This is a genomic window from Paenimyroides marinum, from assembly GCF_900108395.1.
GTDB lineage: Bacteria > Bacteroidota > Bacteroidia > Flavobacteriales > Flavobacteriaceae > Flavobacterium > Flavobacterium marinum.
This window is the reverse complement of sequence record NZ_FNXE01000026.1, coordinates 36,405-49,024: the sequence shown is the minus strand read 5'-3', so window position 1 is coordinate 49,024 and position 12,620 is coordinate 36,405. Positions and strand designations below refer to the sequence as shown.

The 12,620-nt window shown below is 37.5% G+C and carries 13 protein-coding genes; 1 reads left to right on the top strand and 12 read right to left on the bottom strand.

All coding sequences use genetic code 11. The features are described 5' to 3' along the window. Positions 1–54 precede the first annotated feature (54 nt). The 12 genes from BLW20_RS09590 to BLW20_RS09530 all read right to left on the bottom strand — a co-directional run bounded on the left by BLW20_RS09590 (position 55) and on the right by BLW20_RS09530 (position 11,442). Complete coding sequence (locus BLW20_RS09590) at positions 55–2,139, bottom strand: type IA DNA topoisomerase (protein WP_091099699.1); 2,085 nt, start codon at positions 2,137–2,139, stop codon at positions 55–57. A 2-nt stretch (positions 2,140–2,141) separates the two neighbouring features. Then, positions 2,142–3,593, bottom strand: coding sequence for a DUF3945 domain-containing protein (locus BLW20_RS09585; RefSeq protein WP_091099695.1), 1,452 nt, complete (start codon positions 3,591–3,593; stop codon positions 2,142–2,144). A 97-nt stretch (positions 3,594–3,690) separates the two neighbouring features. Continuing rightward, positions 3,691–3,984, bottom strand: coding sequence for a helix-turn-helix domain-containing protein (locus BLW20_RS09580; protein WP_091099690.1), 294 nt, complete (start codon positions 3,982–3,984; stop codon positions 3,691–3,693). A 24-nt stretch (positions 3,985–4,008) separates the two neighbouring features. Beyond that, the gene (locus BLW20_RS09575) at positions 4,009–4,362 is read right to left on the bottom strand and encodes a helix-turn-helix domain-containing protein (protein WP_091099687.1); all 354 of its coding nucleotides are present in this window, start codon (positions 4,360–4,362) and stop codon (positions 4,009–4,011) included. A 262-nt stretch (positions 4,363–4,624) separates the two neighbouring features. Next, positions 4,625–5,470, bottom strand: coding sequence for an RteC domain-containing protein (locus tag BLW20_RS09565; RefSeq protein ID WP_091099680.1), 846 nt, complete (start codon positions 5,468–5,470; stop codon positions 4,625–4,627). Positions 5,471–5,864: 394 nt separating this feature from the next. After that, positions 5,865–6,215: an arsenate reductase family protein gene (locus tag BLW20_RS09560; RefSeq protein WP_091099676.1), complete on the bottom strand. Its 351-nt coding sequence runs from the start codon at positions 6,213–6,215 to the stop codon at positions 5,865–5,867. After that, a complete protein-coding gene (locus BLW20_RS09555; protein WP_091099673.1) occupies positions 6,212–6,802 on the bottom strand; it encodes a hypothetical protein in 591 nt (196 codons plus the stop codon). The genes BLW20_RS09560 and BLW20_RS09555 overlap by 4 nt, the downstream gene beginning before the upstream one ends. Positions 6,803–6,932: 130 nt before the next feature. Further along, the gene (gene trhO / locus BLW20_RS09550) at positions 6,933–8,300 is read right to left on the bottom strand and encodes an oxygen-dependent tRNA uridine(34) hydroxylase TrhO (protein WP_091099670.1); all 1,368 of its coding nucleotides are present in this window, start codon (positions 8,298–8,300) and stop codon (positions 6,933–6,935) included. A gap of 110 nt (positions 8,301–8,410) precedes the next feature. Then, complete coding sequence (locus BLW20_RS09545; RefSeq protein ID WP_091099667.1) at positions 8,411–8,854, bottom strand: hypothetical protein; 444 nt, start codon at positions 8,852–8,854, stop codon at positions 8,411–8,413. A gap of 70 nt (positions 8,855–8,924) precedes the next feature. Then, positions 8,925–9,347 carry a c-type cytochrome gene (locus BLW20_RS09540; protein ID WP_091099665.1) on the bottom strand — a complete coding sequence of 141 codons (423 nt, stop codon included), beginning with the start codon at positions 9,345–9,347 and terminating at the stop codon, positions 8,925–8,927. Positions 9,348–9,414: 67 nt separating this feature from the next. After that, on the bottom strand, positions 9,415–10,491 hold the full coding sequence (locus BLW20_RS09535; protein ID WP_091099662.1) for a L,D-transpeptidase: 1,077 nt from the start codon (positions 10,489–10,491) through the stop codon (positions 9,415–9,417). A gap of 72 nt (positions 10,492–10,563) precedes the next feature. Then, positions 10,564–11,442, bottom strand: a complete 879-nt coding sequence (locus BLW20_RS09530) for a L,D-transpeptidase (protein ID WP_091099659.1) — start codon at positions 11,440–11,442, stop codon at positions 10,564–10,566. 138 nt (positions 11,443–11,580) lie between these two features. Here BLW20_RS09530 and recA point away from each other — a divergent pair, with 138 nt between their 5' ends. After that, a complete protein-coding gene (recA, locus tag BLW20_RS09525; protein ID WP_091099712.1) occupies positions 11,581–12,588 on the top strand; it encodes a recombinase RecA in 1,008 nt (335 codons plus the stop codon). Positions 12,589–12,620: the final 32 nt, after the last annotated feature.

Below are 12,620 nucleotides of genomic sequence, written 5' to 3'. Positions count from 1 at the left end.
CCCTAATGGTGTGGATAAGCGGAGCTATTTCTTTTTGGGATATGATAATATCGGTCATTGTCTTTTTGATTTTTTGTTTTCAAACTCAAAGGAGGTTTTGCAGTCGGCATCCAACACGATGTAGGCATCGAATTTCTTACCTGCCTTGCTTTTCATTCCTTTGATGAGTGAAGTTTTGCCTTTATTGACAAGATTTTCTATATCGGCTACACCGATTTGAACACCGCACACATTGCGGAACTGTACCCAATTACAAACTTCATCGGGGCATTTGGCAAGTTTATCACGGATAATGAGTTGCTGGCTTTTGCATTTCGGGCAGGTAAGTTTGGGCAGGTTGCTTTGGGCAATGGAGGTTTGTAACAACTCATTGGTAATCGTTGAAGCATAAGTTTCCATTTCCTTTTGAAACGCACCCGCATCAGCTTCGTTGTTTTCGATTTTCTGCAAAGCCAATTCCCATTCAGCGGTCATAGAAACATCTGCAATTTTTCGGTCTTTGACCAATTCATACACCTGCAAACCCTTTTCGGTCGGGATTAAGGATTTCTTTTCCCTTTTGATATAATTGCGGGTAAACAAGGTTTCAATGATTGATGCTCTTGTAGCCGGAGTACCGATACCGATATTTTGCAGGGCTTTCCGTTCTTCCTCGTTTTCGATTTCCTTACCTGCGGTTTCCATAGCCGACAAAAGCCCGGCTTCGGTATAAAGCACGGGCGGTTTGGTTTTCTTTTCCAAAACGGTAGCTTCCTTGATTTTGAGTTCATCGCCTTTTTTCAGCTCAGGCAAATCTTGTATCGTTTCGCTATCATCATCGGAAAAATTGCCTTTGATACCACGCCAGCCCGCTTCGGTAATCTTACAGCCTTTCAACGTAAAATCATAGTGCGACACTTCCAACGAAACATCGGTTATCTCTTTGATACAGGCTTGCGAAACGGCTTCGAGCAAGCGAAAGGCAATCATATCATACACCTCATTTTCCTTTGCGTTCAGTGCAGACGGGATTTTGTCCGTAATTAATAATCCGTGATGGTCGGTAACACGCAGGTCGTTTACAATGCGTTTATTGAAACGACCCCATTTCATTTTTGACAAGGCTTTTTTACAGGTTTCCCTGTTTTGCAAAGCCCTCACGAGGTTAGGAATTTCCACCCACATATCTTCGGGAATGTATTTACTTCCGGTACGTGGATACGTGATAAACTTCTTTTCGTACAGGCTTTGGGCAATGTTTAGGGTTTCTTCGGCTGAAAGGTTGAGCTTTTTGTTCACTTCCTTTTGCAGTCCTGTAAGGTCGAACAGTAGGGGCGGTTGCTCCGTTACGCTTTTGGTCGCTACCGATGTAACCGTTGCCGTTCCGATACGTTGAACGGATTTCAACGTATCATCGGCGAGTTTTTGGTCTTCCCATTTGCTTTTTGAAATGCTCTTAAACTCAATATCTTCTTTGTAGTACAATAGCTGTATCTGCCAATACTTTTTAATTGAGAAATTTTTGTTTTCGAGAAAGCGTTTGCAAATCAACACCAATGTAGGCGTTTGCACTCTACCTAACGAATAAACGCCATTACCTGCGGAAATGCTCAACGCTTGTGTAGCATTGATGCCCACAAGCCAATCGGCACGGCTTCTGCCTTGTGCAGATTGATACAATCCGTCAAATGCTGCCCCGTCTTTAAGGTTCTCAAAGCCCTGTTTAATGGCTTTTTCGGTCAATGAACTAATCCAAAGGCGTTCAAAGGGTTTGGTGCATTTCAGATATTTATAAATGTAACGAAATATCAATTCGCCCTCACGACCTGCATCGGTAGCTACAATAATGCTATTACTACGGTTAAAGAGTTGCTCAATAACTTTCAGTTGCTTCAATGCTCCTGTATCGGCTTGATAGCCTTTGTCTTTCTTAACCTTACGGACGGTCAACAAAAAAGGGTTTGGCAATATCGGCAGTGATGCCTTGTCAAACCCAGAAATGCCGTAGTCTTCAGGCATTCCTAAACCGATAAGGTGTCCGAATGCCCACGTAACAAAATAGCCATTGCCTGTCAGATAACCGTCCTTTTTATCGGAAGCTCCCAACAGGCTTGCTATTTCCCTCGCTACACTTGGTTTTTCTGCGATGATTGTTTTCATAATTAACTCACTTTTCTACTTTTTGATTTTGCAGGCTTATTTTGTTGCTCCTGTTGCTTTTCATTTTTCGGTCTTTGTTGCCCCGGCTTCAAAGGCTCTTTGATGTTTTTGGTCGCTTCGTTGGTTTTACCCTGCGAATTGACGGCAGTCTGCGTTTTGTGGGCTTCGGTCGGTTGAATTCTTTCCTTATATTGATTGGGAAACTCAAAACCTGTTCTTCCGGTGTCTTTGTTGAACGTGATGTAACCGTTGTACGTTTGCCCTTTCTTATCAACCAGACCTGCCATATACACGGTTTGACCGGCTTTGAAGTCCTTATACTGTTCATCGGTCAGTTCCTTACCACGAAATGTTCTTGGGGCTTCCTGCGGTTGGCTTTGCTGATTGCTTTGTTGGTTATTTTTCTTTTGTCCGTTGTTATTGCTACGGTCAAACAAAAATTCGGGATAGCGTTTTTCGGCATTGTACTGTAACGTTGCCGAGAACTCTGTACCTTTTGTGGAAATCATACCGTCCAATTTGAGCGGTTTACCCTCCATTAAGGTTTGTTTTTGCTCGTCATTCAGCTTCACACCCTTAATCTCATCGGGAATTTTAATGTAGTCCGTCCGCAGTGCGATTACATCATTTGTAAGCCTGTCAATACTAATAATGGAAGGCATAAGTTCGCCTGTTTTAGAATTGATTAGATTTACCACTCGCCCCATATTACCTGTTTCGAGCAAGTTTTTCTTATCCTCAGCTGTAAACTTGTGTCCAAAGAAATCAAAGTGCAGGTTAGGTTCTTTTCTGATACCGTGCATTGCCACGATAACATTTCCGTCTTCACCTTGCTGTAAAGACAAACGAGCATCTGTGCGGAGGATTGAACCTCCGAGATTAACGCCTATCGGCACAAGTTCGTTGGTTTTATAACCTCGTAACAAAGGGTCAAGTAGGTTTCTTTTTTCAAGATATTCCTTGCTCAATCCGAGATTTTTCATTGTGTCCCAATCAATCTGTTCCGGTTGGTAGCGGTATTCGCTTGTTTCCGGTGTTGTTTGTGCTGTTGCCATATCATTTTTATTTTCTTGTTTATTATTCTCTTTTGTATCGGTTTTCACTTCGTGTTCTTTCATCATTTTTTCGCCTTCCGGTGTAGGCTTATCAATCTGCTTCTGCATTTCCTTTGCCTTTTCGACAGCTTCGGGTTCAGCTACCCTAAAAAATGAAAAGTTGGTCGGGTTTTTCAGTTGGCTGAAAAAGTTAGAAAAGAAATTGGAAAAGAAATCGCCGTGTTTATCCACACGCATAAACTGATTTTGGTTTTTATTCGTGGGGTCAACGGTTTCCATTTTTCCGTTCTCGTCAATGCTCTTTACGGCTTGGATTTTCATTTTCTCCTTATCCAGCACTAACAATATGTCCGATAACTGTTCGGGCATTTCCTGTTTGTTTGTTGTTTCTTCACTCATAATCTGAAAAATTTAAAGTTCATCGCCGAAAGTAAAATAAGCTTTGACTGCCTTGTCCAATGTGGTACTCAAAGGCAGTGTTTGGCACTCATTGGCTTCATTTTCTTGGAGGTGGATTAAAGCTCTCTCTGATGAACTGATGCACATCGGACAACTTGTAATACAGTTTTCCACTTATCGTATAATAGGGTAGCTTCCCAATGGAGCGATACCGTTGTAGAGAACGATTGCTGATTTTCAGCATTTGCAATAAATCCTGATTGTCCAATAATTCTTCTCCGTCTATACTGTTCCTTTTCTTTTGCAAATCATAAATATTGTCGCCAAGCATATCAAGGCGAGCAATCAAACGTTCCATCCACGCTAAAAATTCCATTCTGTCAATGTTCATAGCTTTATTCTTATTGGTTGATACCTATTTTATATTTTCATTTAACTTCCTGCCTTTTTCGATATACCCTTTGCCTTTTGCCATTAGTTCTTGTACAAACTCGTCACTACTTTGTATGGCATTGGCGTTCAGCATATCCTTAATTCTTCCGATGGTATAGAAGTATTGTCCGTACATTTTTGCGTAGGTTATCTCGCCTTTGGTACGCATACGCCACAACGTCTTTTCACTAATGTGCAGATATTGGCATACCTCGTGGTTGTTGAGCCACAGGTCATCATAGCTTGTGTCCTCCAACCTTTTTAGATGGTCCGCAATGGCGTTGATACGGCTATTGAGCTGTTTCCACGCTTCTTCTTCGATTGTGATTATTTTCATTGTAATTCTCTTTAAAGTTTACAATGCAAAGTTCCCAAAGGTGGTAGTGTTTGTCTGCCAATGCTTACCCATTGGTTTGGTGGTTTTTTGATTTTTTTTTCAATCGGCATAAACCCTTATTTCATAAGGGTTTTAAAGAGTTTAGAACATTTTATGTGTATGTTTTGCAACCATTTGCCAATGTATGCCAATTGGCAAATAGTGCAAATAAAAAAACAGTACACTTTTGATGTACTGCCTTGAACATAAAGCGCAAATTGAATTATAGGCCTTTGTCCATATATTCTTCGAGTGAAATTTTAAGCTGGTCTAAAAATGCCGTTCGTGAGCCTGCTCTTGTTTTCATTCGGTGGAAAGCGTGATGCAGGTCACCCAGTGTAATACCGAAAAGTATCTGAAACATCAAGCTGATTTTTCGGACACCGATTTTACCGTGCGAAATCACACCGGAAGCATAAAGGGCATAAGTCAATTCGACAAGTGCATTTTTGCTGTCTGTCCAAAATATATCTTTGGAGCTTCCCGGCTTTTGAGAAATAGCATCGGGGTTTTCATCGGGATTGATTTTCGTCAGCAGATATGTGTAGAGCAACTCATTGGCAATAATCCTCGCCGTCTTATAATCGTAGAATGTAGAAAATTCAGAGTCTATTTCAAAGACAATGCTATTCAACCCATCGTGGTAATTTATATTCCCTCTTTTGAAATAGACGGGGTCACGGTCAGTTCGCCCTGAACGGTAATACCTGTAAAAATCGGTATTGCAGATATGCTCAATGTATTCTCGTTTAAGGTTCGCCAAATGGGCTGAAAAATAGCTGTAATACATCTTTCCGTTATTGACCGGACAATTGGTCTCAATTCGATAAACCTTATTGTAGTAGATGAGTTTCCCGAGAATTTGCGGTTTAATGGTTCGGAAGAATTGTATTTCTTCCGTATCACTTTTAAAGCCCTCATCAACAATGTCTTTCTTGATGGAAAATAACAGGTCTTGCAGATATAGGGTCATTTCGTAAGCCTCATCAATAATCCCTTTACACTGTGACAAAATCTTGTCTTCCTTATTGTGTATCTCTAAAATAATGTGTTCCAAGGAGTGCTTCATACCTAATAGTTTTTGCGATGAACACTGAAATTTAATTTCAGTTTATCCCTAATTGACACACAAAAATCATAAGAATGAGTGACAGTATTTCCCCAGTTCAACCCCACTGTGGGAATATTTTTGTCATTATTTAGCCCCAACTGTGGGAATAATTCTAAAAATATTCAGTATGAATTGCCCCGAGAGATAAATTTAAAAAGCACAAAATTAACTGTTGAAAGGAGGTTTTAAATCTAACAGATTTATTATATTTGCTACTGATTTACAAGGTAATCAAAAGAAAGCAAGTGCAGTAAGCACCATTACTAAATCGTTACCGATAGCACTTTCACTTCTTGTAAACTACTCTTTTTAAAGAACTTTGACCTTTACTAATCTTTTTATAAAAAAAAAATCAATTAATGGCTTCTAACATTCTTTCGATATTTTTTGGACTGTTACCTACAAATATCTTCTCATTATAAATAATCACAGGACGTGCTAAAAAAGTATAATGCTCTAAAATGTATCGTTTAAAATCATTTTCGGTTAACGTTTCATCTTTTAAACCCATTTCTTTATAAAGCTTTGCCCGTTTGCTGAACAGTTTTTCATAGCTGCCGGTTAACCGGTGCATTTCTTCAAGTTGTTTTACAGTGATTTCCTGTTCTTTTATGTCTTGTAACTGAAACTGGTCAATGTTTTTAATTTGTTTTAAAATGCGTTTGCAGGTATCGCAGGTTTTCAGGTAGTATATTTTATTCATAATTCATAATTTTCAATAATATAACTAAGCATTTTTTTATCTTGTTTATAGGTTTCTATTTCGCCAATATGTTCTAATGTAAAATCTTTCAATGTGTTATTAGAATTTCTTAAATCATTTTCTTTTTTAGCTTTAAAATTTCTGTAGATGTACAAAGGCGTTTTTAAAAAACCCCACGGAATTGCCCACCAGCCAAACAATGCGGTAGAAATGATTCCTTTTTTATTTTCCTTATTTAAACAATCAGGACACGCTATAATTACCTCTTTCCGCGAACTTGAAAACAAAATAAAACTTGTTACTGTATAGCAAATTGTTCCATTTAATTTCAGCTCTTTTCTCTTGCAAATTGGGCAAGGTAATTTTCTGATCAATTCTGCATAAACCTCAATTTCTTCTAAAGAATATTCTTTGTTTTGAGCTAAAACTGCTTCGAAAAGATCAGGACTTAGCTTTCTTTTTTTGATTTCCTTTTTAATAATTTCATAAACTTCAGGACGCAAGCCGTGGGCATTGGTGGTTAAAAGCTTTATAAACCGATTATCCGACATTTTTTCATAATGTTTCCGAATGTCTTCTAAATCCATATATTATTTTGGTTGTGATTCTAACTAAATTAAAAAAGCAAGTTAGTAAATTACCAACTTGCTTTAAAATATTTTTATTGTTTTATATAACTTCGACAAAGTTGAAACTCTGTCGGAGTTAAATTTAAAATTAATTTTCGTTATGAATAACATATAATTTATCAGATAAACGCACACGGAACGGAACTTCGAAAGTGATTTTATCATTAATAACCGCCAAATTTGCATCTTGTCCGTTGACTTTGAATTTTGTCAGCGTAAGACGTTCTTCTCCGGTTGATGGCCCTACAATCAGCACTTCATCGCCTACTTTTACCTGATGGTTTTGAATACTAAATTGTGCTACCGACGCTTTGGTAAAATAATGTTCTCCCTTGCCGATCAAAATTTTGCGTTCGCGGTTTTTCTTACGGATTTCGGTTACTGTAGCAACTTTTTGCGGAATTACTTCTTCAAAAACATTGCGTTCTTTTTTAAATTTCAGAGCGTCCGACTTTCCTTTTTTGAAAATCAGATTGCCTTTTTGCTGTCCTTTTCTCAAACGTTTTTGTTCTTCAACCGGCAATTGAATAATCTCTAAACATTTGTCAGAACAACATCCGTGCATGGCTTCAGCACATTCATCGCACTGAATGAACAATAAATGACATGCTTCGTTAGAACAGTTTACGTGGGTATCGCAAGGTTTACCGCATTGGTGGCAATTGGCAATGATATCATCGGTAATGCGTTCGCCTAAACGGTGGTCAAACACAAAGTTTTTTCCAATAAATTTACTTTTTAATCCTTCTTCTTTAATTTGTCGGGTGTATTCAATAATTCCGCCTTCTAACTGGTACACGTTTTTAAAACCGTGATGCTTGAAATAAGCACTGGCTTTTTCGCAACGGATTCCTCCGGTACAATACATCAACAGGTTTTTGGTTTCTTTATGCTCTTGTAACTTTTCATTGATGATAGGTAATGATTCACGGAAGGTATCAACATCCGGAGTGATGGCTCCTTCAAAATGACCGATTTCTGATTCGTAATGATTTCTAAAATCTACCACAATGGTATTTGGATCTTCTAATAAGTCGTTAAATTCTTTAGCCCGTAAATGGATTCCTTTGTTGGTTACGTCAAATGTATCATCGTTCAAACCGTCGGCCACAATTTTTTTACGCACTTTTACGGTTAATTTCAAAAACGACAAATCGTCTTGTTCCACCGCTACATTCAAACGGATACCTTTCATAAAATCATACACTTCTAACGTTTCGCGAAAGGCTTCAAAATTTTCTGCCGGCACACTCATTTGAGCGTTAATTCCTTCATGAGCCACATAGGTTCTTCCTAAAGCATCGAGCTTTGACCAGGCAAGGAATAAATCGTCTCTGAATTTTTGCGGATCGGCAATTTTTGCGTATTGATAGAAAGAAAGTGTAATGCGTTTTTGTCCCGCTTCTTCAATTAATTGTGCGCGTTGTTCTGCGCTTAAGGTGTTGTACAGTTGCATGCTATAAACAATTTAAGAGTATAAAAATAATAAAACCGGACTCTAAATGGAAGAATCCGGTGCAAAGTTATGATTAATTATAACAACGTCAAATGATAAAAATCAGGAAATTAATATTGATAAAGAATTGGTGTGTTCCAACCTTCGATAGTCAACTGAACTTGATTTGCTCCCGGCATCTGCAAAGTCGTTAAATCAAATGAAACGGTTTTTTGGAAAACTGCCAAACAGGCTTCGTTGTTTATAAGTTCTGTTTTTGTTTTATATTGTGCAGGATTTGTTTCCACAATAAGTTCCGAAACGAATAAATTCATATCCCAATTATTCGGGTCGCAACCGCTTGCACCGATTGTTATTTCTAAACAATCCCCGTTTAAAACCACATTGGTTATAGTGTAATTGCTTGTGTCTGTTTGACTGTATTTTGTTTCATCAATCACTGAAAACTTATTACAATTTGTTGGATCTGGATGGGGGCAACAATTACTATCATCGCCTTTACAAGAAACAGTTACTATCCCCATAAAAAGTAACAACACAAAAAACTGTTTCATAATTTACTAATTAACAGGTTAATAAAACATAAATATAATAAATTTTTCTAAAAACTGATGATATTATAAGCTATTTCTTTTCTTCTTTTAGCGACATAAACGCCCGTGTATCGTCCATTGGTTTCGTTGAACCTCTGTGACAGGTTGCACATTCAATAGCATTTTTATATTTTTCGCCAATTGGTGCAAATTCGTTTGCATTCAACGCATTGGTAAACTTAATCATGTGGCGGGCTATTTCTTTTTCGTGTTTCTCGTCAGATGCTTTATTCATGGTGTGGCAATGATTACACTTTACACCCAATGCCTGATTGTAACCTTTCATCAATGACATTAAACTGTCTTTTGAAATATCTTTTGGTAAAATTTTAAGGTTTTTAAATCCGTCTTCAGAAACATCTTGATACGATTCACTTTTAAAATGATTGTTGAATGACATTAAAATAAATCCCACCAACAAAAAAGTACAGATATAAATTACATTCTTTTTCATAATTTTTTATTTTAAAATTACAAAAAGAATAAATACCGCAATAACTCGTTTTTAATTTGAATTTAATCTAATTAAGACTATCCTTAACAACTTTTAAAGAATCTACTTTTGATTCAGTTATTGGAGTTTTACTTTTAATATACTCTTCTCTAATGCTTTGCTGGTTCAAGATTTCAGATACATAAGGCTCTGCAATAGCTTCTAATTCACTTTTTGAAATGGTTGTTATTTCAGGATTTTCTACTAACCGATACCAGATACCTTTAACACCAAATTTATAATCGCCATAAACAATAACCGGGGTTCCCTTTACTTGTACAGTGTGTTTATCTGACAAAACCCATTGATCTGCCCAATTATACAGCCATTGCGCATCGGCGTCTAACAAACGTAAACAAGAGTGTGATGCAGGATAACCCGGCAATGCATACTGATGCCAACCAACTCCGCCTTTATTGCTGATGTTGAAATTCCAGTTTAAAATCCATTCATCGTCAACGGTACTGGTAACTTGGCGTCCTTTCCAGTTGGTAAAAAACAAACCACGCGGAGTTTGTGCCGATTGTTTTCCCATATTTGTTGGCCCCCATTTAACTAAATTTCCATTTTCATATACGCCATAAGCCTGGATGGGATATGAAAAGATAACGATTTTAGCAACATCGTTTAAATTATCCAGTTTTCGCGGAAACGGCGTGTAATCTATAAACGATTCTTTAAATTCATTTGGAACAATCAGTGTGTCACGCGTTTTAATGTGATCTGTATCAATACGGTTTAGCGCGGCAATGGTATATTGTTGCTGTTTGCTAAAAGTGTTGTAAAAAAGTTTGCGTAAAGAATCACTTGATTTTATTGGCCAATAACTAAAAGATTCTCCTTTAAAAACCTCGTATTTTTTTTGTTTTCTCTTTTGAATAATAAGATTTTGCAAGCTATCTTTTTTAACCTGCTCCAAACTATCTTTACGAACCTGTGCAAGACTGTCCTGACGAACCATTCGCAAAGAGTCAATACGCAACTTTTCTGTATTAATCTTTTCTAAAGTATCAGTGTCAATTGAAACATCATCAGCGTTTGGGCTTTCTTTCTTACATGAAAAAAGCAATGCAAATAAAACCGCAATCAGTAATATTTTCTTCATTTTCAATTTTTAAACGAAGATACTAAAAAAATTAACTGAATTATTGAAAAAAAAATGACTTCAAAAGAAATTTTATTGTTGAATAGAAGCCCTGTTTTTCTGTTCTTTTAAAATCTCTGCCTGGTATTTTTTTACAATTTGGTCCAATTCATCCTTAGAAATATCGTTGGCATGGCTGTCTTTTGCCAGATCAAGCCAAGGTTTTCTGCCGTCAAAATTATAATTTCCATATACAATTACCGGAGTTCCTTTTGCTTTAACGGTTTCTTTATCGGCTAAAATCCATTCGTCTGCCCAATCGTACATAAATTTGGCATCGGTTTCTAACAAACGCAGGCACGAATGTGATGCAGGATAACCCGGCAATGCATACTGATGCCAGCCAATTCCTTCTTCGTTCTGAATATTAAAATTCCAACGCAATACCCATTCGTCGTCAAACGTACTGATTACTTCTTCTCCTTTCCAATTGCAGAAATACAAACCTTCGGGCGTTGAATGCTGCTTAGACCCCATGCTTGATGGTCCCCATTTAATCAATTCGCCATTTTCATACAATCCGTATGCTTGGATCGGATATGAAAAAATCGCCAGTTTTTTAATGTCTTTCGCATTCATTAATGTATAAGGAAAAGGGGAATAAGCCAAGAAATCATCATCAAACTGATCGGGAATCAGCAGCGTATCAACACTTGTAAAAGTGCTTTTATCTACGCGGTTCAGTGCCACAATAGTGGTTAATTCTGCCGAAGTGAACTTTTCTTTAAACACTTTCCGAACCGAATCGCTGCTTTTCAGCACCCAATTGGTATAGGTATAATCCTGAGCTTTTTCGTATTTTCGTTCTAATTTTTTTTCTAACGACGTTTCTTGTCGTTTTTCAGTCATATCTTTGCAACTGAAAATGGTCAGGAAAGAGATAAACCCCACCCATAAAATCATCTTTTTCATAACTATAATTTTAATTTTTAGTTGTTAAGGTACAAAAAGGATCTTTTAAAAGCAAAAAACAATCCATTTTTAAACCTTGAAAACAATAATAATTCAATAAAAAAAGGTATTTTTACCTTTAAAATAAGAGAAAAGATTATGAGTGCAGACAGAGAAGCAAAATTGAAAGCATTACAGCTTACGCTAGATAAATTAGACAAAACATACGGCAAGGGAACCGTAATGAAACTGGGCGATAGTGCCGTGGAAGAAGTAGAAGCCATTCCTTCAGGGTCTTTAGGTTTGGATTTAGCTTTGGGAGTGATGGGCTATCCACGCGGTAGAATCATTGAAATTTACGGACCGGAATCGTCTGGTAAAACCACATTGACTTTACACGCAATTGCCGAAGCACAAAAAGCCGGTGGAATTGCCGCTTTTATTGATGCAGAACACGCTTTTGACCGTTTTTATGCCGGGAAATTGGGCGTAGATATTGACAACTTGATTATTTCTCAACCAGATAACGGAGAGCAAGCATTGGAAATTGCCGAAAATTTAATTCGTTCAGGAGCCATTGATTTAGTAGTCATTGACTCGGTAGCAGCTTTAACTCCGAAAAGTGAAATTGAAGGCGAAATGGGCGATTCTAAAATGGGGTTACACGCCCGTTTAATGTCGCAAGCGTTACGAAAATTAACTGCTACCATTTCAAAAACAAATTGTACCGTATTCTTTATTAACCAGTTACGTGAAAAAATCGGTGTGATGTTCGGAAACCCTGAAACTACAACCGGTGGTAACGCATTGAAATTTTATGCATCGGTTCGTTTAGATATCCGTAAATCAACACAAATTAAAGACGGCGATAACGTAATGGGTAACCGTACCAAAGTTAAAATCATTAAGAACAAGGTAGCACCGCCGTTCCGTACGGCAGAATTTGACATTATGTATGGTGAAGGAATTTCTAAAACAGGTGAAATTTTAGATTTGGCAGTTGATTTTGAAATCGTGAAAAAATCAGGATCGTGGTTCAGCTACGGCGACACAAAATTAGGGCAAGGTCGCGATGCCGTTAAAGCATTAATTAAAGACAATCCGGAACTTCAGGAAGAATTAGAAGAACGCATTAAAGCACATATTAAAGAGCAGCAAAATGCTTAAGAAAAAACTCCCTTTCACAATTGAAAGGGAGT

Excerpts from the sequence above, each read along its gene's own strand:
- BLW20_RS09560 (WP_091099676.1), bottom strand. The coding sequence starts at position 6,215 with ATGAATAAAATATACTACCTGAAAACCTGCGATACCTGCAAACGCATT.
- BLW20_RS09545 (WP_091099667.1), bottom strand. The coding sequence starts at position 8,854 with ATGAAACAGTTTTTTGTGTTGTTACTTTTTATGGGGATAGTAACTGTT.
- BLW20_RS09585 (WP_091099695.1), bottom strand. The coding sequence starts at position 3,593 with ATGAGTGAAGAAACAACAAACAAACAGGAAATGCCCGAACAGTTATCG.
- BLW20_RS09590 (WP_091099699.1), bottom strand. The coding sequence starts at position 2,139 with ATGAAAACAATCATCGCAGAAAAACCAAGTGTAGCGAGGGAAATAGCA.
- BLW20_RS09575 (WP_091099687.1), bottom strand. The coding sequence starts at position 4,362 with ATGAAAATAATCACAATCGAAGAAGAAGCGTGGAAACAGCTCAATAGC.
- BLW20_RS09540 (WP_091099665.1), bottom strand. The coding sequence starts at position 9,347 with ATGAAAAAGAATGTAATTTATATCTGTACTTTTTTGTTGGTGGGATTT.
- BLW20_RS09535 (WP_091099662.1), bottom strand. The coding sequence starts at position 10,491 with ATGAAGAAAATATTACTGATTGCGGTTTTATTTGCATTGCTTTTTTCA.
- trhO (WP_091099670.1), bottom strand. The coding sequence starts at position 8,300 with ATGCAACTGTACAACACCTTAAGCGCAGAACAACGCGCACAATTAATT.
- recA (WP_091099712.1), top strand. The coding sequence starts at position 11,581 with ATGAGTGCAGACAGAGAAGCAAAATTGAAAGCATTACAGCTTACGCTA.
- BLW20_RS09580 (WP_091099690.1), bottom strand. The coding sequence starts at position 3,984 with ATGAACATTGACAGAATGGAATTTTTAGCGTGGATGGAACGTTTGATT.
- BLW20_RS09565 (WP_091099680.1), bottom strand. The coding sequence starts at position 5,470 with ATGAAGCACTCCTTGGAACACATTATTTTAGAGATACACAATAAGGAA.
- BLW20_RS09555 (WP_091099673.1), bottom strand. The coding sequence starts at position 6,802 with ATGGATTTAGAAGACATTCGGAAACATTATGAAAAAATGTCGGATAAT.
- BLW20_RS09530 (WP_091099659.1), bottom strand. The coding sequence starts at position 11,442 with ATGAAAAAGATGATTTTATGGGTGGGGTTTATCTCTTTCCTGACCATT.